The following is a 25,990-nucleotide window of genomic DNA, read 5'->3' on the forward strand; positions in this document are numbered from 1 at the left end:
CCGGGCAGGCGTTGCGGTCGGGTGAGTGCGACCTGGCGGTGGCCGGCGGGGTCACGGTGATGGCGACGCCGACCACGTTCGTGGAGTTCAGCCGGCAGCGCGGGTTGTCCCCGGACGGGCGGTGCAGGTCGTTCTCGGCCACCGCGGACGGCACCGGCTGGTCCGAGGGCGCCGGGCTGCTGCTGCTGGAGCGGTTGTCCGACGCGCGCCGGCACGGCCACCGGATCCTCGGGGTGATCCGGGGCTCGGCGGTGAACCAGGACGGCACCAGCGGCCGGTTGACCGCGCCGAACGGTCCGGCGCAGGAGCGGGTGATCCGCGCGGCCCTGGCCAGTGCCGGACTGTCCACTTCGGACATCGAGGTGGTGGAGGCGCACGGCACCGGCACCACGCTGGGCGACCCCATCGAGGCCAATGCCCTGCTGAGCGTGTTCGGGCCGGACCGGGAACGCCCGCTGTGGCTGGGGTCGGTCAAGTCGAACCTGGGGCACACCCAGGCCGCGGCCGGGGTCGCCGGGATCATCAAGGTGATCCTGGCGTTGCGCCACAACCGGTTGCCGGCAACCCTGCACGTGACCGAACCGACCCCGCACGTGGACTGGACGTCCGGGGCGGTCGACCTGCTCACCGAGCCGCAGCCCTGGCCGGACACCGGAACTCCGCGCCGGGCCGGGGTTTCCTCGTTCGGCCTTGCCGGCACCAACGCGCACGTGATCGTCGAACAGAGCCCGGCCACGGGCGAGGTCGCGCCGGTGGTTTCCGGTCCGCAGCCCTGGATCATCACGGCCCGCTCCCCCACGGCCCTGTGCGCGCAGGCAAAGCGACTCGCCGAACACCTCGAGTCCACACCGGACACGCCGACGGCGGCGATTGCGAACACGCTGGCCCACCGGGCCAGGTTCGACCACCGGGCGGTGGTCATCGGGGGCTCGACACGGGACATGCTGCCCGCGTTGCGGGCGCTCGCCGGCGGCACCCCTCACCCATCCGCCTTCGTGGGTGCCGCCGGCGATGCGCCGAAGCTCGCGGTCGTGTTCACCGGCCAAGGCCAGCGGGTGGGCACGGGCCGGGAGCTGGCCGGGCGTTTCCCGGTGTTCGCCGGCGCCCTGGACGACGTGTGCGCCGGGCTGGATCCGCACCTGCCCGAGCCGGCGCTGTTCGCCCTGCACGTGGCCTTGTTCCGGCTGTTCGAGCACTGGGGACTACGTCCGAACGTCCTGATCGGACACTCGGTGGGCAAGGTGTCAGCGGCATATCTCGCCGGCGAGCTAAGCCTGCCGGACGCCTGCGCCCTGGTCGCTGCTCACACCGAGGCGGACACGGAGACCGACGCGGTCGACCTCGACGCGCTGGCGCGCGACGGGATCACCGCCTGCCTGGAGCTGGGCCCGGACCGTACGCTCGGCACGCTGCCCGAGCCGGCCGTCACCGTGGCGGCGCTGCACCGGGACCGGCCCGAGGTGGAAAGCGTGCTCGGCGCCGCAGCCAGCCTGCTCACCCACGGCTGCTCCGCCGCGCCGCCAACGGTTCCGGGCCCGCTCACCGACCTGCCCGGTTACCCGTTCGAGCGCCGGCGGTACTGGCTGGACGTGCCGGCCGTTCCCCGGGACGGGCCCGCCCCACCGGCTGATCTGTACACAGTGGACTGGCCGGCGCTGGATCGGGTGCCGGCCAGCCCGCGGCGCTCGGTGCTGCTCGGTGCGGACAGCCGGCTCGCCGAGCTGGCCGGGGCGACCTCCCATACAGATCTCGCCACGGTGGCGGAAAAGGTTCCGGACGTCGTGTTCGTGCCGGCGCAGCGGGGCGGCCCGGACGCCGGGCCGGTGCGGGCCGCCGTGCACGCGACGCTCGATCTGGTGCGGGAATGGCTGGCGGACAAGCGGTTCGCCGGTTCCCGCCTGGTGCTGCTCACCGCGGGTGCGGTGGGCCCGGGTGCGGCGCCGGACGACCTGGCCGGCGCCGCGCTCTGGGGTCTGTGCCGGGCCATCGAGGCCGAGCACCCGGGCCGGGTCGCCATGGTGGATCTCGATGACGACGCCACCCCCGGGGCGCTGGCCACGGCCGTCGCCTCCGGCCGGCCGCAGGTGGCCGTCCGCGGGGACACCTGCCACGCACCACGGCTCGTGCCCGCCGCCGTGACCCGCACGAACCGGGTGCTCGACCCGGCGGGCACGGTGCTGGTCACCGGCGCCGCGGGTGCGCTCGGGCGGCTCGTCACCCGGCATCTCGTTGCCGCACACGGGGTCCGGCGGCTGCTGCTGGTGAGCCGGAGCGGCGCGGGCGCACCCGGCATGGCCGAGCTGGTCGCCGATCTGTCCACTTCGGACGTCTCGGTCGCGGTGGCCGCGTGCGACGTCGCGGACCGGGCGTCGGTGGCCACCCTGGTCGCCTCCGTGCCGTCGCTCACCGCGGTCGTCCACCTGGCCGGCGTGGTGGATGACCGGCTGGCCGAAACGCTTCGCCCGGAGCGGGTGGACGCCGTGCTGCGGCCCAAAGTGGACGGTGCGTGGCACCTGCACGAGCTGACCCGCGACCGCGAGCTGGCCGCGTTCGTGCTGTTCTCCTCGGTGGCCGGGGTGTTGGGCAACGCAGGCCAGGCGCCCTACGCCGCCGCCAACGCCTACCTCGACGCGCTCGCCCGGCACCGCCACGCCCTCGGGCTGCCCGCGCTGTCGCTGGCCTGGGGGCCCTGGGACGGCGCCGGCATGGCCGCGGGTTTATCCGCCGCCGACCGGGCCCGGCTCACCCGTACCGGCCTCACACCCCTCACCGCCGCCGAAGGTCTTGCCCTGCTCGACACCGCGCTCGACGCTGGCGAACCGTTCCTGATCCCGGCGCGGCTGGATCTCACCCGGCGCCCGGACGCGCCCACCCGGCTCGCCAACCTGCCGGCCGCGGAACGGAACCGGGCGCTGCTGGACGCGGTGCGGACCGAGGCGGCCACGGTGCTCGGCCACCCGGACGCGGACGCGATCGGGGCCGGCCGGCCGTTCACCGAGTTGGGCTTCGACTCCCTGACCGGTATCGAACTGCGGGACCGGCTGGCCGAGGCCACCGGATTGGACCTGCCGGCCACGCTGACCTTCGACCACCCCACGCCCATCGCGGTCGCCGAGCATCTGGCCGGCCTCCACACCGGCACCACGCCGGCTCCGGCCACGATCACCCCGACCCGCAGCGATGAGCCGATCGCGATCGTCGGCATGGCCTGCCGGTTTCCCGGCGGGGTCAAGAGCCCCGAGGACCTGTGGCGGCTGGTGCGGGACGGCGTCGACGGCGTCGGGCCGTTTCCCACCGACCGCGGCTGGAACCTCGACGCGCTCTACCATCCCGATCCGGACCACGCCGGCACCAGCTACACCCGGCACGGCGGTTTCCTGTACGACGCGGGCGAGTTCGACGCCGCCTTCTTCGGGATCAGCCCGCGGGCGGCCACCGCCACCGACCCGCAGCAGCGGCTGCTGCTGGAAACCGCCTGGGAGGCGGTGGAACGCGCCGGGATCGATCCGACCTCGTTGCGCGGCAGCAACACCGGCGTGTTCACCGGCATCATGTACCACGACTACGGCGGCCGGGTGCCGCACGCGCCGGACGGGCTCGAAGGGTTCTTTCTCACCGGGAACACCGGCAGCGTGGCGTCCGGGCGGATCGCCTACACCCTCGGCCTGGAAGGCCCGGCGGTCAGCCTGGACACCGCCTGCTCCTCCTCCCTGGTGGCCCTGCACTGGGCGAGCCAAGCGCTCCGGACCGGCGAATGCGACCTCACCCTGGCCGGCGGCGTCACGGTCATGGCGACGCCCCGGACGTTCGTGGAGTTCAGCCGGCAGCGAGCGCTCTCCGCCGACGGAAGGTGCAAAGCGTTCTCCGCCAACGCCGACGGCACCGGCTGGAGCGAAGGCGCCGGCCTGGTACTACTGGAGCGCCTCTCCGACGCGCAGCGCCACGGCCACCCGATCCTGGCCGTGATCCGCGGCTCCGCGATCAACCAGGACGGCGCCAGCAACGGACTCACCGCCCCCAACGGACCCGCCCAGCAACGCGTCATCCGCCAGGCCCTCACCAACGCCGGACTGTCCACTAGCGACATCGACGCCGTCGAGGCACACGGCACCGGAACCGCACTCGGTGACCCCATCGAAGCCCAGGCACTCCTGGCCACCTACGGCGAGAACCGGCAGCGCCCGCTGTGGCTCGGCTCGGTCAAGTCCAACATCGGCCACACCCAGGCCGCGGCCGGCGTCGCCGGGCTGATCAAGATGATCGTGGCGCTGCGCCACGGAGAGCTGCCGCCGACCCTGCACGCCGCCGAGCCCTCACCCCACGTGTACTGGTCCACCGGCACCGTGTCGCTGCTCACCGAGCGCCGCCCCTGGCCACGCGGCGAAACCCCGCGCCGGGCCGGAATCTCCTCGTTCGGCGTGAGCGGCACCAACGCCCACGTGATCATCGAAGAGCCCCCGGACGACCACCTCCGGTCGATGACCGACTTGTCGCGGGAAGTTCCCACGACAGGTCCGTCTTGTCGCGGGAAGTTCCCACGACAAGTCGGCCCGGTACAGCCGTTCGTGATCTCCGGTAGGACGCCGGAGGCGGTGAGGGCCCAGGCCGGGCGGTTGCGCGAGGCTGCCCTCGACGTGGACCCGGCGGACCTCGCCGCCGCACTGATGTGCCGTACCGGGTTCGAGCACCGCGCCGTGGTGGTCGCCACCGACCGCGGCGAACTGCTGGTCGGACTGGATGCACTGTCGACCGGCAGGCCCGCAGCCAATCTGATCACCGGACAGACCCCCGAAGCTGTCGCACCGGTGTTCGTGTTTCCCGGTCAAGGATCCCAATGGGCCGGCATGGGATTGCGGCTGCGCCAGGAATTCCCGGTCTTCGCCGAGCACCTCGACGCCTGCGCCGAGACCCTGCGCCAGCACTGCGACTGGTCGCTACCTGACGTCCTCGGTGATGCGGAAGCGCTGGAGCGGGTGGACATCGTGCAGCCCGCACTGTTCGCGATCATGGTCTCGCTTGCCCGGCTCTGGGAATCGTTCGGTGTACGACCCGCCGCGGTGGTGGGCCACTCGCAGGGTGAGATCGCCGCCGCCCACATCGCCGGTGGACTCACGCTCGATGACGCCGCCCGGATCGTCTGCCTGCGCTCCCAATCCATCGCCGCGCATCTCACCGGCCGGGGCGGCATGCTGTCCGTGCCACAGCCCGCCGACGAGCTCGACTTACCCGACGGCGTCTGGATCGCCGCCGTCAACGGCCCCACCAGCACGGTCGTCGCCGGCAGTCCTGATGTCCTCGACCGGATGCTCGCCCGGGACGTCGATGCCCGCCGCATCCCGGTGAACTACGCCTCCCACACTCCACACGTCGAACGCGTTCACGAGCACCTGCTCGACGTACTGGCCGACATCCGGCCCCAGTCGGGCGAGATCCCGTTCCACTCCACCGTCACCGGCACCCGACTTGACACCGCCACCCTCGATGCCGGGTACTGGTACCGCAACCTCCGCCAACCGGTTCAGCTCGAACGCACCATCCGGGCGTTGAACGCCGCCCACCACATCGAGATCAGCCCCCATCCCGTCCTCACCCACACCCTCGACGCCGCCACCGGCACCCTCCGCCGCGACGAGGACACGGTCCGGCGGATCCTGCTGTCACTTGCCGAGGCCCACGTCAACGGCGTCACGGTCGACTGGTCACCCCTGCTCCCGCGCCAGCCTGGCCACCTCGAGCTGCCGACCTATCCCTTCCAGCGCCAGCGCTTCTGGCTCGACGCCACGCCCGAGATCACCGACGCTCGTGATCTCGGGCTGACCCCCGCACAGCACCCGTTGCTCAGCGCCGCGATCCGACCCGCTGGCACCGGCACCACCGTCTACACCGGACAGATCTCCCGCACGACCCACCCCTGGCTCGCCGACCACGCCATCCTCGGCACCGTTCTCCTGCCCGGCACCGCCTTCCTCGACCTCGCTCTGCACGCGGCCGGCGGCACCCTCGACGAGCTCACCCTGCACAGCCCGCTCACCCTCACCGGCGACCAGGCCACCCAGCTCCAGGTCGTCCGCGCGGGAGACACACTCACCATCCACTCCCGGCCCGACGACGCCGAGTGGACCACCCACGCCACCGCCACCGTCGGCACGGGCACCCAGAAGTCCAAAGTAGACGGTTCCCGCCCGCCGTCCGCCACACCGCTGGACCTCGACCGGCTGTACGAGGGTCTCGCCGACCGCGGTTACCAGTACGGTCCCGCGTTCCGCGCCCTCCGCGCCGCCTGGACCGGCGGCCGGTACCACTACGCCGACGTCGCCCTGCCCGAAGGCGTTGGCAGCACAGGGTTCGCCGTCCACCCGGCTCTTCTCGACGCCGCGCTGCACGTTCTGGCGCTCGGGGACGACCTGCGCATCCCGTTCTCGTTCAGCGACATCCGGCTGCACAAGCCGGCCGCCACCGCCGCCTCCGTCAGCCTCACCACGCTCGACGGCGGCGGCGTGGCGCTGACCATGACCGGCACCGGCGGCGAGCCCGTTCTCACGATCGGCGCCATGACCACCCGCCCGGTCACCCAGCAGCAGCTCACCGCGCGGCCACCGCTGTACACAGTGGACTGGCCGGTCCTCGAACCGATGGCCCGACCCCGGCCGGCGCGCCCGTGGGCGGTCCTGGCTCCGGACCTCCTCTCGATTGGTGGCGCCCTGCACGAAGCCGGCGTCGGCGTCGAGATCCGCCCCGATCTTGCCGCGATCGCCGCCACCGCACCGGAGATCGTGCTGGCCACGATCATGCCCGATCCCGGGGACGACGAGCCGGCACGGACCCGGGCCGCGCTCGGGCAGGCGCTCGACCTGGTCCGGGCCTGGCTCGCCGAGGACCGGCTCACCGCCGCGCGGCTGGTCGTCCTCACCCGCGGCGCGGTCACGACCCATCCCGGCGACAAGGTCGATCCGGCTGCCGCCGCGGTCTGGGGCCTGCTCCGCTCGGCGCAGACCGAGCACCCCGGCCGGTTCGTGCTGCTCGACCTCGACGGCCACCCGAACACCCCGGCCGCCGTCGCCGCCGCGCTGGCCACCGGTGAACCGCAGCTCGCGGTGCGGGAAGGCGGGATCCACGTGCCACGGCTCGACCGCGCCCACCCAGGTAAGTCTCCTGTGGACGGTGCGCCGAGCTGGCGGCTGACCCTGCGCGGCTCGGGCTCGCTGGACGACCTGGCCTTCGAACCGAACCCGGAAGCGCTGGAACCGTTGGCGCCCGGGCAGGTCCGGGTAGGGGTCCGGGCCGCGGGCCTGAACTTCCGCGACGTGATGCGGGCGCTGAACCTGGTGCCCGACGACGGCCGGCCGGCGGCCGGGGAGGCCGCCGGGGTCGTGCTCGAGGTGGCACCGGACGTCACCGGCCTCGCACCGGGCGACCGGGTGCTGGGCCTGCTGGAGACCGGGGTCGGGCCGGTCGCGGTCACCAACCGGCGGATGCTGGTCCGGATGCCCACGGGCTGGTCGTTCGCGCAGGCCGCCGCCGCGCCGGTCGCCTACCTGACCGCCTACTACGGACTGGTCGACCTGGCCGGCCTCGAACCGGGTCAGCGACTGCTGCTGCACGCGGCCACCGGCGGCGTCGGGCTCGCCACGCTGCACCTGGCGCGGCATTGGGGCGTCGAGGTTTTCGCCACCGCGAGCCCGGGCAAGTGGGCGACGCTGCGCGCGCTCGGACTGGACGACGACCACCTCGCCTCGTCCCGCACGCTCGAGTTCGAGGAGCACTTCCGGGCCACCATGGGCCGGCCGGTGGACGTCGTGCTGAACTCCCTGGCCCGGGAGTTCGTCGACGCATCGCTGCGGCTGCTGGGCCCGGGCGGCCGGTTCCTCGAACTGGGCAAGACCGACCGGCGTGATCCGGACCGGGTCGCCGAGGACCACCCGGGAATCCGGTACCGGGCCTACGACCTGATGGACGCCGGCCCGGACCGCATCCTCGAGATGCTCGGCACACTGCGCGAGCTGTTCGAATCCGGCATGCTGCCACCGCTTCCGGTCACCGCATGGGACATCCGGCGCGCCCCGGAGGCGCTGCGCCACCTGAGCCAGGCCCGGCACACCGGCAAGATCGTCCTCACCATTCCGTCCACAATGGACCCCGCGGGAACCGTGCTGATCACCGGTGGCGCCGGCGGGCTGGGCAGCCGCGTCGCCCGCCACCTCATGGTCGAGCACGGCATCCGGCACCTCGTGCTGACCAGCCGGAGCGGAGTGGGCACCGAGCTCGCAACGGAGCTCGAGGCCTTGGGCGCCAACGTGATCCTCGCGGCCTGCGATGTTGCCGACCGGGCCGCGCTGGCCGGGCTGCTGGCGGCGATCCCGGCTGCGCACCCGCTCACCGCGGTGGTGCACGCCGCGGGGGTGCTCGACGACGGCGTGGTCGGGTCGCTGACCCCGGAGAGGCTCGACGCGGTGCTGCGCCCCAAGGTCGACGGTGCCTGGCACCTGCACGAGCTGACCCGCGACCTCGATCTCGCCGAGTTCGTGCTGTTCTCCTCGGCGGCCGGCACGCTCGGCACCGCCGGGCAGGCCAACTACGCGGCCGCCAATGCATTCCTGGACGCGCTCGCCGCGCACCGGGCCCGCGCCGGGCTGCCGGCCGTCTCGCTCGGCTGGGGACTGTGGGCGGACGCGAGCGCGATGACCCGCGGGATGCCGGCCGCCGACGTGGCCCGGCTGCGGCGGTCCGGGCTCGCGGCCGTCCCCACTCCGCTCGGCCTCACCCTGTTCGACCGCGCCCGCGCCGGCGACCGGCCCACGCTCCTCCCGGTTCTGCTGGACCTGCCGGCGTTGCGATCCGGCGAGATCCCTCCGCTGCTACGCAACCTCGTCCAGTCGCCACGGGTCGCCACCGATTCCACCGTGGACATAGCGGACCTGGACGAGCTGGTGCGCGCCCACGCGGCCACGGTGCTGGGCCACACCGCGGCCACCGCGGTGGATCCGGCGAAAGCGTTCAAGGACCTGGGTTTCGACTCGCTGACCGCGGTGGAGCTGCGCAACCGGCTGGCCGCGGCGACCGGACTGCGGCTGCCGGCCACGCTGGTGTTCGACCACCCCACGCCGGCCGCGGTCGCCGGTCACCTGCGGGAGCGGTTGGCACCCGACCCCGCCGGCGCGCTGCTTGCCGAGCTGGACCGGATCGAGGCGGCGCTGCCCACGGTCCGGCCGGACGATCGGGTCACCGCGCGGCTGCGGTCGCTGCTCTCCCGCTGGCAGGGCCTCACCGGCGAGAACACCGGCGACCTCGCCGCGGCGAGCGACGAGGAATTGTTCGACGCACTGGACAACGAGCTCGGCAGGGCCCGGGGAGGCGCCCCAGGTTGAACACCGAGGACAAGCTCCGCGACTATCTCCGGCGGGCCACCGCGGACCTGCGCCAAGCCAACCAGCGGGTCCGCGAGCTGGAGGAGCGCGACCGTGAGCCGGTCGCGATCATCGGCATGGCCTGCCGCTTCCCCGGCGGAGTGGCCTCACCGGAGCAGTTGTGGGAGCTGGTGTCCACCGGCCGCGACGCGATCGGCGATTTCCCCGCCGACCGCGGCTGGGGCGACATCCTCGATAAGTCCACTGTGGACAAGGGGGGCTTCCTGGCCGGCGCGGACCGGTTCGACGCGGACTTCTTCGGCATCAGCCCGCGCGAAGCCGAGACGATGGACCCGCAGCAGCGCGTGCTGCTGGAGATCACCTGGGAGGCCGTCGAGTCCGCCGGAATCCTGCCGGAGTCCCTGCGCGGCAGCGACACCGGCGTCTACGTCGGGGTGATCGCGCAGGACTACGCGCCGCGCCCGGCGGAGACGCCGCCCGAGGTGGAAGGCTTCCTGCTGACCGGCAACACGACCAGCCTCGCCTCCGGCCGCGTCGCCTACACGTTCGGGCTGGAGGGACCGGCGGTCACCGTGGACACCGCCTGCTCGTCGTCGCTGGTCGCCCTGCACCTCGCGGTGCAGGCGTTGCGGCGCCGGGAGTGCGGGCTCGCCCTGGCCGGCGGGGTGACCGTCCTGGCCACGCCGGCGCTGTTCACCGAGTTCAGCCGGCAGGGCGGGCTCTCCCCCGACGGGCGCTGCCGCTCGTTCGCCGAGAGCGCCGGCGGCACCGGGTTCGCCGAGGGCGCCGGTCTGCTGCTGGTGGAACGGCTCTCCGACGCGGTCCGCCACCGGCACCCGGTGCTCGCGGTGATCCGAGGCACGGCGGTGAACCAGGACGGGGCCAGCAACGGCCTCACCGCGCCGAGCGGCCCGGCGCAGGAGCGGGTCATCCGCGCCGCGCTGACCAACGCCGATCTGTCCACTTCGGACATCGGGGTGGTGGAGGCGCACGGCACCGGTACCACCCTCGGCGACCCCATCGAAGCGCACGCGCTCATCGCCACCTACGGCCGGCGCCGCGACCGCCCGCTCCAGCTGGGCTCGGTCAAGTCCAACCTCGGCCACACCCAGGCCGCCGCGGGCGTCGCCGGCCTGCTCAAGATGATCATGGCGCTGCAGCGCGAGGAGATCCCGCCCACGCTGCACGTGGACGCGCCGAGCCGGCACGTGGACTGGACGGCCGGCTCGGTGGCGCTCGCGACCGAGCCGAAACCGTGGCCACGCAACGACATTCCGCGCCGGGCCGGCGTGTCCTCGTTCGGCGTCAGCGGCACCAACGCACACGTGATCATCGAAGAGGCGCCCGCACCCGACAAAACCACGAACGCGCCGGTCACCGGTCCGGTCCCGTGGATGCTGTCGGCCCGCACCGAACCGGCGCTGCGGGCACAGGCCGGCCGGCTGCGAGACCTCCCCGGCGCACCCGCCGACGTCGCTTTCTCCTTGGCCACCACGAGAACCCGGTTCGAACACCGGGCAGCGATCGTGACGGAAGACCGCGCCGGATTCGAGCGAACCCTCGCCGCGCTGGCGGCGGGCGAGCCGGCGCCGGAGGTGCTCCGTACCACCACGGACCCGGACGGCAAGGTCGCGTACCTGTTCTCCGGACAGGGCGGTCAGCGCGCCGGCATGGGCCGCCGGCTGCACGAGCGGTTCGGCGTGTTCGCCGAGTCGTTCGACGAAACCTGTGCCCTGCTGGGACTTTCGCCTCGGGGCGTGTTCGGCGGCACGGTCGACCTGAACCAGACCGGCCACGCCCAGCCGGCGCTGTTCGCCCTCGAGGTGGCGCTGTTCCGGCTGCTGGAGTCGTGGGGGGTGCGACCGGATCTCCTGCTGGGCCACTCGATCGGTGAGGTGGCCGCCGCGCACGTGGCCGGGGTGCTGAGCCTGCCCGGCGCGTGCACGCTGGTCTCGGCCCGCGCCCAGCTGATGCAGGCGCTTCCGCCGGGTGGCGCCATGATCTCGGTCGCCGCCGGCCCCGGCACGGTGCTGCCGCTGCTGGCGGGCCACGAGGACGCCGCCCTCGCCGCGGTGAACGGCCCGGCCTCGGTGGTGATCTCCGGCGCCGAGCCGACCGTGCTGCGTCTCGCCGGTGAGCTTGCCGCGGCCGGTCACCGGACCCGCCGGCTGCCCGTCAGCCACGCGTTCCACTCGCCGCTGATGGCGCCGATGCTGGCCAGGTTCCGCGCCGCCCTGCGGCGTGTTTCGCTGGGCACACCGGCGATTCCGATCGTGTCGACGCTGACCGGGCGGCTGGTGACCGGGGAGCTGGCCGACCCGGACCACTGGGTGCGGCAGGTCCGCGAGCCGGTGCTGTTCCACGACGGCGTGCGAACGCTGGCGGCACAGGGGGTCCGCACGTTCGTGGAGCTGGGCCCGGACGGCGCGCTCACCGTGCTGGCACAGGATGGCGCCCCCGGGGACACGCTGTTCCTGCCGGCCCTGCGCCGTGACCACGAGGAGGACCGCGCGCTGCTGTCCACGGTCGCCCAGCTGCACAACCGCGGTGCCGGGGTCGACTGGCGCGCCGTGCTGCCCGGCGCCACCCGGGTCGACCTGCCCACGTATCCCTTCCAGGGCCAGCGGTTCTGGCTCACCCGGCGCCCGGCCGTCACCGCCGAGCGGCTCGGCCAGCGCACCGCCGGGCACCCGCTGCTCGGCGCCACCCTGGAGCTGGCCGGCGAGGGCCGCACGGTGTTCACCGGCTGGCTGTCCACGGCCACCCAGCCGTGGCTCGCCCAGCACGCCGTCGCCGGCACCGTGCTGCTGCCCGCCACCGCGCTGATCGACCTCGCGGTCCACGTCGCCGAGCACGCCGGCGGGCTGCGCGTCGCCGAGCTGACCCTCGAGGCGCCGCTCCCGGTCGACAGCACCGGCCGGCAACTCGAGATCGTGCTGGACCAGCACGGCGACCTGAATATCCACAGTAGACAGGACGGCGGCGACTGGGTCCGGCATGCCAGAGCGCGGCTGAGCCAGGACGCCGCGACCACCCCGCCCGACCAGCTGGGCGAGTGGCCGCCGGCCGGGGCGATCCCGCTCGATCTCGCCGGGGCCTACGACCGGCTCGACGCACGCGGTTACCGGTACGGCCCGTCGTTCCGAGGACTGCGCGCGGCCTGGACGGCCGGCGACGACCTTTACGCGGAGGTCGAGCTACCGGACGAGTTGCGGGCCGAGGCCGGCCGGTTCGGCGTCCATCCCGCGCTCCTCGACGGGGCGCTGCACCCGTTGCTGCTGACCAACGAGGGAGCACCGACGGTGCCGTTCTCCTGCACCGGCATCGCGTTGCACGCCACCGGCGCGACCCGCCTGCGGGTTCGCATCAGGCGATCCGGCGACACGGTGTCGTTGCTCGTCGCGGACCCCGGCGGAGCACCGGTCGCCTCGATCGAATCCCTTGCCCTGCGCGAGCTGCCGGCCGCCGAGGCAGCACCACTGTACACAGTGGACTGGATCCCGGTGCCGGCCGCGAACCCCGAACCGCCCGGGGCGCAACGGGCGGTGCTGTCCGTGCCCTTCCTCGACCCCGGGCCGGACGCGGCCGCCGCGCACGAGGTCGCCGGGCGCGCGCTCGGCCTGCTGCGCGACTGGGTCGCCGAGGACCGCGGCCGGCTGGTTCTGCTCACCCGCGGCGCGGTCGCCGCCCGGCCGGGCGATCCGGTGCCCAACCCTGCGGCGGCCACGCTGTGGGGACTGGTCCGCACCGCGGCCGCCGAGCACCCGGGTCGGGTGTCCGTTGTGGACATCGAGGCCGCCACCACCCCGGACGCGCTGGACGCCGCCGTCGGCACCGGCGAGCCCCAGGTCACCATCCGCGACGGCGTCCCGCACGTTCCCCGGCTCGCCCCGGTCGCCGGCGCGTTGCCGGTGCCGGCCGGCGGGCTGTGGCACCTCGACACCACCGCGCCCGGCACGCTGACGAACCTGGCGCTGGTCGAGCATCCCGACGCGGCCCGGCCGCTGCGCCCGGGCGAGGTGCGGATGGCGGTCCGCGCGGCCGGGCTGAACTTCCGCGACGCGCTGATCGCCCTGGACCGGTACCCGGATGCGGCGCTGATCGGTAGCGAGGGTGCCGGCATCGTGCTCGAGACCGGGCCGGGGGTGGCCGATCTCGCCACCGGGGACCGGGTCTTCGGCCTGCTCTCCGGCGGCGTCGGCCCGGTCGCGATCACCGAACGGGCGCTCGTGACGAGGATGCCGGCCGGCTGGTCGTTCGCCCAGGCGGCCGGGGTGCCGGTCGTGTTCCTGACCGCCTACCACGGCCTGGTGGATCTCGCCGGCGTGCGGCCCGGTGAGTCGGTGCTGGTGCACTCGGCGGCCGGCGGCGTCGGGCTGGCCGCGGTGCAGCTGGCGCGACACCTGGGTGCGGAGGTGTTCGGCACCGCGAGCCCGGCGAAATGGCCGGCGCTGCACGGGTTCGGCCTGGACGAGCGGCACCTCGCCGGATCCCGCACGCTGGACTTCGAGGCGAGGTTCCGGACGGCGACCGGGGGTGCCGGGGTCGACGTGGTGCTGAACTCACTGGCGGGGGGGTTCGTGGACGCGTCGCTGCGGCTGCTCCCCCGCGGCGGGCGGTTCCTGGAGCTGGGCAAGACCGACATCCGGGCAGCCGGCGAGGTGGCCGCCGCGCACCCCGGCGTCGCCTACCGGGCGTTCGACCTGCTCGAAGCCGGGCCACAACGAATCCAGGACATGCTGATCACGGTGGTGAAGCTGTTCGACGCCGGCGTGCTGCGGCCGCTGCCGGTCACCGCCTGGGATGTCCGGCGGGCGTCCGAGGCGTTCCGGTTCCTCAGCCAGGCCAGGCACACCGGCAAGCTCGTGCTCACCATCCCGTCCACTGTGGAGGGACAGGTCCTGGTCACCGGCGGCACCGGCGCACTCGGCCGGCACCTCGCCCGGCATCTGGTCACCCGGCACGGAGTGCGCGAGCTGGTGCTCGCCAGCCGGCAGGGCGAGCGAGCCGAGGGCGCCACCGAACTGGCCGGCGAGCTCGCCGAGTTGGGCGCCCGGGTCCGGGTGGTGGCCTGCGACCTGGCCAACCGGGACGCCGTGGCCACGCTGCTGTGGTCGATCCCCGAGCTGGCCGCGGTGATCCATCTGGCCGGCACGGCCGGGGACGGCCCGCTGCACACGCTGACGGACGACGCCCTGCACACCACCCTTCGCTCCAAAGTAGACAGTGCCTGGCTCCTGCACGAACTGACCCGCAACCGCGACCCGGCCGCGTTCGTGCTGTTCTCCTCGGTGGCCGGGGTGTTGGGAAACGCCGGGCAGGGCGCGTACGCCGCGGCCAACGCCTATCTCGACGCCCTGGCGCAGCACCGGCACGCCCAGGGGTTACCCGCGCTGTCGCTGGCCTGGGGTCCGTGGGACGGCACCGGCCTGGCCACGCGCCTGACCGAGGCGGACCGCACCCGGCTGGCCCGCGCCGGCATCACCCCGCTCACCACCGCGGAGGCGCTCCGCCTCCTCGACACCGCGCTGACATCCGCCGACCCGCTACTGGTTCCCGCACGGCTGCCGGGATCCCTGGTGCGGAGCCAGGTCCGGGCACCGGCCCGGCGGATCGCCGGACCGGAGCGGAAGCGGCCCCCGCTGGATCTGGTCCGGGCCGAGGCCGCCGTGGTACTGGGGCATACCGACGCGACGAAAATCGGGGCGACCCGGCTGTTCACCGAGCTGGGGTTCGACTCCCTGACCGCGATCGAGCTGCGCAACCGCCTCGCGACCGCGACCGGGCTGCCCCTGCCCGCCACGCTGATCTTCGACCATCCCACGCCCACCGCCGTCGCCGAATACCTGGCCGGCCCGGCCGGAGCCCCAGCCATGGTCACCGCGAGCCACACCGATGAACCGATCGCGATCATCGGTATGGCCTGCCGCTTTCCCGGCGGGGTCAGGAGTCCCGAGGACCTGTGGCGGCTCGTCCGGGACGGGGTCGATGCCATCGGCCCATTCCCGACCAACCGCGGCTGGAACCTGGACGCGCTCTACGATCCCGACCCGGACCATCCCGGCACGAGCTACGCCCGCCAGGGTGGTTTTCTTTATGACGCAGGCGACTTCGACGCCGCCTTTTTCGGGATCAGCCCGCGCGAGGCGACGGCGACCGACCCGCAGCAGCGGCTGCTGCTGGAAACCGCCTGGGAGGCGGTGGAACGCGCCGGGATCGACCCGACCTCGTTGCGCGGCAGCAACACCGGCGTGTTCACCGGCATCATCACCGGCGACTACGCCGCCGTCACAGACGGATTCGAGGGCCACCTGTCCATCGGCAACACCGCCAGCGTGGCGTCCGGGCGGATCGCCTACACCCTCGGCCTGGAGGGCCCGGCGGTCAGCCTGGACACCGCCTGCTCCTCCTCCCTGGTGGCCCTGCACTGGGCGAGCCAAGCGCTCCGGACCGGCGAATGCGACCTCACCCTGGCCGGCGGTGTGTCGGTCATGGCCGGGCCGACCAACTTCATCGAGTTCAGCCGGCAGCGGGCGCTCTCCGCCGATGGCCGGTGCAAAGCGTTCTCCGCGGAGGCAGACGGCACCGGCTGGGGTGAAGGTGCCGGGTTGGTGTTGCTGGAGCGTCTCTCCGACGCGCAACGTCACGGCCACCCGATCCTGGCCGTGGTCCGCGGTTCGGCGGTCAACCAGGACGGCGCCAGCAACGGACTCATCGCCCCCAACGGACCCGCCCAGCAACGCGTCATCCGCCAGGCCCTCACCAACGCCGGACTGTCCACAACAGACATCGACGCCGTCGAAGCCCACGGCACCGGCACATCTCTCGGCGATCCCATCGAAGCCCACGCACTCCAAGCCACCTACGGCCAGAACCGCGACCGGCCGCTCTGGCTCGGCACGATCAAGTCCAACATCGGCCACACACTGGCGGCCGCCGGTGTGGCCGGTGTGATCAAGATGGTGCAGGCGTTGCGGCACCGCACGTTGCCCAGGACGCTGCACATCTCCGAGCCGTCCCCGCACGTCGACTGGTCGGCGACACCCGTCCAGTTGCTCACCGAGACCCGTCCCTGGCCGGGCACCGCACGCCGCGCGGCCGTCTCCTCGTTCGGCATCTCCGGCACCAACGCCCACGTCATCATCGAGCAGGCGCCGGAGCACGCACCCGCGGAAATCCGAAGTGGACAGACGGCGCCGGTACTGATCTCTGCCCGTACCCCCAGGGCGCTCCGGGCCCGCGCCGACCAGTTGCGCGGCTATACCGTCGCCCGCACCGACCTGGAACCCGCCGAGCTGGCCGCCGGTCTGGCGGCGAACGCGACGTTCGACCACCGGGCCGTGGTGGTGGCCGCCGACCGCGGCGGGTTGCTGGCCGGGCTCGACTCCCTCGCCGGCGGCGACCAGGCCGCCAACCACGTCACCGGGCAGGCCACCGAGAGCATCGCGCCAGTGTTCGTGTTCCCCGGTCAGGGCCCGCAATGGGCCGGCATGGGATTGCAGCTGCGCCAAGAGTTCCCGGTCTTCGCCGAGCATCTTGACGCCTGCGCCGAGGCGTTGGGTCCGTACCGTGACTGGTCGCTGCTCGACGTCCTCGGCGACACCGAAGCACTGGAGCGGGTGGACGTCGTGCAACCCGCGCTGTTCGCGATCATGGTCTCCCTCGCGCGGCTCTGGGAATCGTTCGGGGTGCGGCCCGCTGCGGTGGTCGGCCACTCCCAAGGCGAGATCGCCGCCGCCCACATCGCCGGCGGACTGTCTCTCCATGACGCCGCCCGGATCGTCTGCCTGCGCTCCCAAGCCATCGCCACCCACCTCACCGGCCACGGCGGCATGCTCTCGGTTCCCCTACCGGCGGACGCCATCGACCTACCCGACGGTGTCTGGATCGCCGCCGTCAACGGACCCACCCACACCGTCCTCGCCGGCAACCCCGACGCCCTCAACCGGCTGCTCACCCACTGTCTCACCCACGACGTCCGCGCCCGCCGCATCCCCGTCGACTACGCCTCTCACACACCGCACGTCGAACGCGTGCGCGAGCACCTCCTGCCGGCGCTCGCCGCCATCGAACCCCGGTCGGCCGAAATCCCATTCCACTCCACCGTCACCGGCACCGCACTCGACACCGCCACCCTCGACGCCGACTACTGGTACCGCAACCTCCGCCAGCCTGTCCTCTTCGACCACACCATTCGCCAACTCAACGCCGACCACCACATCGAGATCAGCCCCCATCCCGTCCTCACCCACACCCTCGGCACCGCCACCGGCACCCTCCGCCGCGACGACGACACTCCGCACCGCTTCCTGCTCTCCCTCGCCGACGCCCACGTCAACGGCGTCCCAGTGAACTGGAACCGGATCATGGTGAGTCGGGCGCTGCCCGACCTGCCCACCTACCCGTTCCAGCGCCGGACCTACTGGCTTCCGGCACGGCACACCGCCGGTCTCGGGCTCACGCCCGCACAGCACCCCTTGCTCAACGCCACAATCCAACCCGCCGGCACCGACCTCACCGTCTATACCGGACAGATCTCCCGCAGCACCCACCCCTGGCTCGCCGACCACGCCATCCTCGGCACCGTCCTGGTGCCCGCCACCGCCTTCCTCGACCTCGCCCTGCACGTCACGACCGAGTCGATCGAAGAGCTCACCCTGCACACCCCGCTCACCCTCACCGCAGGCGAAACGCGGCAACTCCAGGTCGTCCACTCGGGACACGACGTCACCATCCACGCCCGGCCGGCCGACGAGACCGGCTGGACCACCCACGCCACCGCGATCCTCGCGGCGCCCACGGCACCCGGCGCCGGCTTCCCGTGGCCGCCCCGCGATGCCACCCCGATCGACCTCGACCAGCACTACGCCCGGCTGGCTGGACACGGCTACCAGTACGGGCCGACGTTCCAAGGGCTCCGCGCCGCGTGGACCGGCGGCCGGCACCACTACGCCGAGGTCGCTCTCCCCGACGGCATTGACAGCCAGGGGTTCGCCATCCACCCCGCGCTGCTCGACGCCGCTCTGCACACCGTGGGCGGCGCGGACCTGCGCATCCCCTTCGCCTGGACCGGAGTGACCCTGCACCGCACCGGGGTCACGGCCCTCCGGGTGCGGTTGACCACCGTCGAAGACAACACCGTGTCGCTCACCGCGGTCGACGAGTCCGGGCGGCCGGTCGTCACCGTCGACCGGTTGACCACCCGCCCGGCCCCCGACCTGCAACTCACCGGGACACGACTGCCGCTGTACACGGTGGACTGGCCGGTGATCCCCGCTGGCCCGCACACCGAGCCAACCGGCTGGGTCACGCTCGGTACACCCCAGCCAGGACTCGACGGTTACCCGGATCTGGCCGGGCTTCGGGCCGCGCTCGACAACGGCGCCCCGGCACCGGAAGTCCTGCTGCACGCCGGGGACACCGGCGGCGGCGTCCCGGAGCGCACCCGCCGCATGTTGGCCCTGCTCCAGGCATGGCTGGCCGACGAGCGGCTCGGCGGTTCCCGCCTGGTCGTGCTCACCCGGAACGCGGTGGCCACCGAACCGGGCGCGGACGTGACCGACCTCGCCGGCGCCGCGACCTGGGGCCTGGTGCGCTCCGCGCAGTCCGAGAACCCCGACCGGTTCGTGTTGCTGGACCTCGACGACCACGCCACCCCCGCCGCCCTGGCCGCGGCGGTCGCCACCGGCGAGCCACAACTCGCGCTACGCTCCGGCCGGCCGCACACACCCCGGCTGGCTCCATCGTCCACATCGGACAACAAGGTCCGGCTCGATCCGGACGGCACGGTGCTGATCACCGGCGGAACCGGCGCGCTGGGCCGGATCGTGGCCCGGCATCTCGTCGCCGCCCACGGGGTCAAGCACCTGCTGCTGGTGAGCCGGCGCGGGGGCGGCGCGGACCTGGTGGCGGAGCTGCACAAGGCCGGCGCCACCGCGCGGATCGTCACCTGCGACGCCGCCGACCGGGAGGCGCTGGCCGCACTGCTGGCCGACGTGCCGGCCGAGCATCCGCTGACCGCCGTGGTGCACATGGCCGGCGTGCTCGACGACGGCATCCTCCAGTCGCTCACCCCGGAGCGGCTGGACACCGTGCTGCGCCCCAAGGTCCTCTCTGCCCTGAACCTGCACGAGCTGACCGCCGGGTCGAACCTGGCGGCGTTCGTGCTGTTCTCCTCCGCGGCCGGCGTGCTCGGCAGCGCGGGCCAGGCCAACTACGCCGCGGCCAACGCCTTCCTCGACGCGCTCGCCCAGCACCGGGCCCACCACGGCCTGCCCGCGGTCTCGCTCGCCTGGGGCCTCTGGGGCGTGACGAGTCGAATGACCAACCACCAGCGAACCGGGCTCACGCCATTGTCTGTCGACAGTGGACTGTCACTTCTGGACTCGGCGCTGACGGCCGGACCGGCCGTGGTTCCGGTCAAGCTCGAGCTGCCCGCCCTGCGTGCCCACGCCGCGGCGGGCACGCTGCCGCACCTGTTCCGTGGCCTGGTCGACGCACCGGTCCGCCCGGAGGCGACCGCCGACCTGGCCGGCCGGCTCGCCGCCACACCACCGGCCGAGCGGGCCATCCTCGTGCTCGACGTGGTGCGCCGCACCGCGGGCGCCGTGCTCGGTCACTCCGCGCCGGCCAGCGTGGCCCCCGAAAAGCCGTTCAAGGACCTGGGTTTCGACTCACTGACCGCGGTCGAGCTGCGGAACCGGCTGCGCGCGGCCACCGGGCTGCACCTGGCCGCCACCGCGGTCTTCGACCACCCGACGCCGGCCGCGCTGGCCGAGCACATCCGAACCCGCCTCGAACCGGCCCCGGTGAGCCGGGTCGTCCCACCATCCACCGCGGAGAACGTCGTCGACCGGGAGCCCATCGCGATCATCGGCATGGCCTGCCGCTTCCCCGGCGGCGTCCAGCACCCCGACGACCTGTGGCGGCTGGTCCGGGACGGCGTCGACGCCATCGGCCCGTTCCCCACCAACCGCGGCTGGAACCTCGACGCGCTCTACCATCCCGACCCGGACCACCCAGGAACCATCTACACCCGCCAGGGCGGGTTCCTGTACGACGCCGACGAGTTCGACGCCGCGTTCTTCGGAATCAGCCCGCGCGAGGCCACCGCCACCGACCCGCAGCAGCGGCTGCTGCTGGAAACCGCCTGGCATGCCGCCGAGCACGCCGGAATCGACCCGACCTCGCTGCGCGGCACCGAGACCGGCGTGTTCACCGGGATCATGTACGGCGACTACGCGACCCGATTGGGCACCGCGCCGCCGGAGTACGAGCCGTTCCTCGGCAGCGGCAGCGCGGCCAGCGTCGCCTCCGGCCGGATCGCCTATACCCTGGGCCTGGAGGGCCCGGCGGTCAGCGTGGACACGGCCTGCTCGTCCTCACTGGTCGCCTGCCATCTCGCGATCACCGCGCTGCGGCAGCACGAATGCTCGCTGGCGCTGGCCGGCGGGGTCACCGTGCTGTCGACGCCGGGCGTGTTCGTGGAGTTCAGCCGGCAGCGCGGGCTGTCCCCCACCGGCCGGTGCCGCTCGTTCGCCGGGGACGCCGACGGCACCGGGTTCGGCGAGGGCGCCGGGCTGCTCCTGCTGGAGCGGCTCTCCGACGCACGCCGCCGAAACCACCCGATCCTCGCGGTGATCCGCGGTTCCGCGGTGAACCAGGACGGCGCCAGCAACGGCCTCACCGCACCGAACGGGCCCGCCCAGCAGCGCGTCATCCGCCGGGCCCTGGCCAACTCCGGCTTGTCCACTTCGGACATCGACGCGGTGGAGGCGCACGGCACCGGCACCGTACTCGGCGACCCCATCGAGGCCCAGGCGCTCCTGGCCACCTACGGGCAGCACCGGGGCCGCCCCCTGTGGCTCGGCTCGGTCAAGTCCAACCTCGGCCACACCCAGGCCGCGGCCGGGGTGGCCGGGATCATCAAGATGGTGCAGGCACTGCGGCACAACATGTTGCCGCCCACGCTGTACGCCGGCGACCCGTCGTCCCATGTGGACTGGTCGAGCGGGCCGGTGGCGCTGCTCACCGAGGCACGGCCGTGGCCGGACGGCGAGACGCCCCGCCGCGCCGCGGTGTCCTCGTTCGGCATCTCCGGCACCAACGCCCATCTCATCCTCGAACAGGCCCGAACGCTCGCCGAAACCCCGGCCGAGCCCCGGGAGCTCCCCGTGCCGCTGGTGCTCTCGGCGAAGTCCGAAGCCGCCCTGCGCGCCCTGGCCGAAACCGTGCACAAGGCCGTGACCGCCGGTTCGGATCTCGCCGCGGTGGCCCGGACCCTGGCCACCCGCACCGTGTTCGACCGGCGCGCCGTGGTGGTGGCCCGGGACCGGGCGGAGGCGGCGGCCGGCCTGCGCGACCCGTACCTGGCCGGCGGCGAGGCCGGCGGCCGCACCGCGTTCCTGTTCACCGGCCAGGGAAGCCAGCGGCCCGGCATGGGACGCACCCTGCACCAACGGTTTCCGGTGTTCGCCGAGGCGCTCGACGAGGTGTGCCGGCACCTCGACCCGCACCTGACCCGACCGCTCCGCGACGTGATCTTCGCGCCGCCGAGGTCCGGGGACGCCGAGCTGCTCGACCGGACCGACTACACCCAGGCGGCGCTGTTCGCTTTCGAGGTCGCGCTCTACCGGCTGCTCACGCACTACGGCCCATGTCCCGGGTATCTGCTCGGCCACTCCATCGGCGAGCTGGCCGCCGCGCACGTGGCCGGCGTGCTCACCCTGCCCGGCGCCGCCACTCTGGTCGCCGCCCGCGGCCGGCTCATGCGGTCCGCGCCCGCGGGCGCGATGGTGTCGATCCAGGCCACCGAGGCGGAGGTCCGCACCTCTCTCCCGGAAACCGTCGCCGTCGCCGCCGTCAACGGTCCACAAGCGACGGTGATCTCCGGGGACGCCGGCGCGGTCGCCGAGGTCACCCGGCACTGGCGAACCCTGGGGCGCAAGACAAAACGCCTGCGCGTCGGCCACGCCTTCCACTCCCCCGCGATGGACGGTGCGCTCGGCGAGCTGGACCGCGTGTCCGCCGGAATCCCGCTGGCACCGCCGGAGATCCCGGTGATCTCCAACCGCACCGGGGAGATCGCCGAGTACACCCCGGGCTACTGGGCTCGCCACGCCCGCGACCCGGTCCGCTTCCTCGACGGCGTGCGCACCCTGGACCGCCTCGGCGTCAGCACGTTCGTCGAGGTGGGCCCGGACGCCGTGCTCACCGCCCTGACCGCCGGCTGTCTCGACCGGACGGCCACCCTGCTCCCCGCCCTGCGCGCCGACCGCCCCGAGGACCAGACCCTGCTCACCGCCCTCGGCGGCCTGCACGTCAACGGCGGCACGGTCGACTGGCCCGCCCTGCTCGGCCCCGGCCCCGGCGCCGACCTCCCCGGCTATCCCTTCCAGCGCAGACGCTACTGGCTCGGCGCGCCCGAGGTTCGCCACGACGACCCCGACCCGGACCCGGACGACGGCATCGATCCCGCCGACCGGCTGAGGTCCGCGCTGTGCGAGCGGGACGCCGGGGAGCGGCACACGATCCTGCTCGACCTGATCCGCACGCACGCCGCCGCGGTGCTCGACCACCCCTCCGCCACCGACGTCAACGCCGAGCGCACCTTCACCGACGCCGGTTTCTCCTCGTTCACCGCCCTGGAGCTGCGCAACGTCCTCGCCGCCGCCACCGGCCTCGACCTGGACCCGGTCGTGATCTTCCAGCATCCCACGCCGGCCGCGCTCGCCGACTACCTGCGGGCGCGTTTGGACTGATCGGGAAGTCCCGCGGGACCCCGTCACCCTTGCCGCCGTTCGAGCGATATAAACCTGGTTGGCAGTTACGGTCGGGTCGGTGAGGGCGGGACAGATGGCGTTACACGTGTTCATCAGCTACGCCAGGAAGGACCAGGCACGCGCGACCCAGCTGCGGGCGGACGTCCATCAGCTCGGTCACGCGGTGTGGTTCGACCAGGACGTCTCCGGCGGCCACCAGTGGTGGAGCACGATTCTGCAGCAGATCCGGGACTGCCACGTGTTCGTGTTCGTACTCAGCCCCTACTCCGTGACCTCCCGGGCCTGCCTCGCCGAGCTGAACTACGCGGAGGTGCTGCGCCGGCCGATCCTGCCGATCATGGTGCGCTCGGTGAACCCGTCCACGGCACCCGCGGTCGTGGCCAACACGCAGATCATCGACTACACCAACCGCACCACGGACACGGTGTTCTCGCTGCTGAACGGGTTCAACAGGATGCCGAGGCCCGGCCCGCTCCCGCAACCGCTGCCGCCGGAGCCGGCGATCCCCACCTCGTACCTCAACGCCTACGCGGAGCGCCTCGGGTCGCCGGAGCTCACCTACAGCGCGCAGATGGAGCTGCTCGCGCAGCTGCGGGCGCAGCTGAACAACGAGGAGGACCAGGCCACGATCCTGCAGCTGCTGGTCGCTCTGCGCGACCGGGCGGACCTCGCCCGGGCATTGCTCCCCGACCTTGACGAGGCGCTGGCACCAGGCTGGCGGTTCGATCCGGAGGGGGACTTCGAGCGGCGCTGGTGGGGCGGGCGGGGCTTCACCAGCCAGGTCTGGAAGGACGGGCGGGCGATCGACGAGCGGGGCCCCGAATTCGCCGCGGTCCCGGCGCCAGCCGCGGGAGGCGCCATGCCCTTGATCCAGCCGCACCAGCTGGCCACCATGCCGGCCTCGCAGCGACCCATCGCGCACCCGGGGAGGTCGAAGCTGCCCCTGGTCATCGGCGTGGGCGTCGCCGTGGCGGCCGTGGTGACCGTGCTCCTCGTGGTGCTGCTGGGCGGCAGCTCCAGTGGCAGCCCGGACAGCGTGGCGCAGCAGTTCGTCAACGCGATGAACGCCCGCGACGGCAACACCCTGGCGAGCCTGGCGTGTGCCCGGGTCAAGGACGAAGTCCGGGACGTCTCCGGTCTGCAGGGCGTGAGCAACATCCAGCTCGTCGGGGTGAACGCCGGCGACAGTTCCGGCACCTTCACCATTTCCGCCACATTCGACGGCGTCAACGAACGGCACGACCTGTCGCTGATCAAGGAGGACGGCGAGTGGCGGGTGTGCTCACTCTGAGGCTTTAGCCCCGGCAAAGACCTACCCGGCAGGATGTTTTTCCATGTCGGGAAAGGTCATCATCGCCGGTGGCGGACCGACCGGGCTCATGCTCGCCTGCGAGCTCGGGCTGCTCGGCGTCGAAACCGTCGTGCTGGAGAAGCGCGCCGAGCCGAGCGGCGAGTCGCGGGGCATGGGTTTCCACGCGCGCTCGGTGGAGCTGCTGAACCAGCGCGGGCTGCGGGACCGGCTCTACCGGGACAACCCGCTGGTGTGGCCGAAGGTGCACTTCGCCCTGTTCTGGCTCGATATGTCCACTGTGGACGAAGACGAGTACACACTGGTCATGCCGCAGTGGCGGGTGGAGCAGATCCTCGAGGAGCGCGCCGGCGAGTTGGGTGTCGACGTCCGCCGTGGGCACGAGGTGGCCGCGCTCTCGCAGGACGACAACCAGGTCACGGTCGGCGTGCGGGCGCCGACCGGAAACTACGAGCTGGCCGCGGACTACGTGGTGGGCGCCGACGGTGGCGGGAGCGCGGTGCGCCGGCTCGCCGGCATCGGGTTCGAGGACTTCGGCGGGCTGAAGTACTACGGGGTGCTGGCCGACGTCAGGATCGACGGCCCGCGGGAGCGGTTCGCGCCGAGCCTGCACCCGACCGGGATGTACGTCGAGGTGCTGGGCCAGGACGACATGCTGCGGATCATGTCGGTGGAGTTCGACGTGGAGGCGCCGGACCGCAGCACACCGGTCACCCTGGCGGAGCTGAAGGGCAGCGCGCGCCGGGTCGCCGGCAAGGACCTCGACCTCCCCGAACCACAGTGGATGTCCCGGTTCAGCAGCGGGTTCCGGATGGCGGAGCGGTTCCGCGCCGGCCGGGTGCTGCTGGCCGGCGACGCCGCGCACATCCATTTCCCCGCGGGCGGGCAGGGCCTGAACACCGGGATCCAGGACGCGGTGAACCTGGGCTGGAAGCTGGCCGCGGAGCTCGGCGGCTGGGCGCCGCCGGGGCTGCTGGACAGCTACCACACCGAGCGCTACCCGGTCGGCGCCAAGGTGCTGGCGAACTCGCAGGCGCAGCTGGCGCTGATGTACCCGGTGCCGAAGGTGAATCCGCTGCGCGAGGTGTTCGCGGAGCTGACGAGGCTCCCCGAGGTGAACCGGTATCTGGTGGAGATGGTCGCGGGCCTGGCGGTGACCTATCCGATGCCGGACGTCCCGGACCACCCGCTGCTCGGCCGGCGCGCACCGAACGTCACGCTGTCCACTGTGGACGGTGAGGTCACGGTCGCCGAACTGCTCCGGGACGGCAACGGGGTGCTGCTGGACCTGTCCGGTGACGCCGCGGAGTTGCCCGACTGCGACGGCTGGGCGGGCCGGCTCCGGGTGGTCCAGGCCGAGCCGCACGACCGGCTCGCCGCGCCGGTGCTGCTGATCAGGCCGGACGGGCATGTCGCGCTGGCGGACCGGGATCCGTCGGCCCTCCGGCGGGCGCTGGACACCTGGTTCGGCGCACCGGCCGCTGCTACGGTAGGTGTCCGCTGAGTCACTTTTCGTGAATGATCCGTTCCTTCGA

General features: G+C 73.1%; 4 protein-coding genes. All 4 read left to right on the forward strand.

Annotated features, from left to right (window positions below; translation table 11 throughout):
* A partial coding sequence (locus VGR06_RS28065) for a type I polyketide synthase (protein WP_414637347.1) occupies window positions 1-9,365 on the forward strand: 9,365 nt, incomplete at its 5' end.
* The gene (locus tag VGR06_RS28070) at window positions 9,308-23,125 is read left to right on the forward strand and encodes an SDR family NAD(P)-dependent oxidoreductase (protein WP_414637348.1); all 13,818 of its coding nucleotides are present in this window, start codon (window positions 9,308-9,310) and stop codon (window positions 23,123-23,125) included. The genes VGR06_RS28065 and VGR06_RS28070, both read left to right, overlap by 58 nt.
* Before the next feature lie 79 nt (window positions 23,126-23,204).
* Entirely contained in the window at window positions 23,205-24,437 is a 1,233-nt protein-coding gene (locus VGR06_RS28075; protein ID WP_327562149.1) for a toll/interleukin-1 receptor domain-containing protein, read from the forward strand.
* Between the two features lie 43 nt (window positions 24,438-24,480).
* On the forward strand, window positions 24,481-25,959 hold the full coding sequence (locus VGR06_RS28080) for an FAD-dependent monooxygenase (protein WP_327562150.1): 1,479 nt from the start codon (window positions 24,481-24,483) through the stop codon (window positions 25,957-25,959).
* The last annotated feature ends 31 nt before the right edge of the window (window positions 25,960-25,990 follow it).

Origin of the sequence: Actinophytocola sp. (assembly GCF_036002505.1) — a bacterium.
In the GTDB taxonomy this organism is placed as follows: Bacteria; Actinomycetota; Actinomycetes; order Mycobacteriales; family Pseudonocardiaceae; genus DASYTH01.

Bases quoted from the DNA above. Each gene is read 5' to 3' on its own strand.
- VGR06_RS28080 (WP_327562150.1), top strand. From the start codon at position 24,481: ATGTCGGGAAAGGTCATCATCGCCGGTGGCGGACCGACCGGGCTCATG.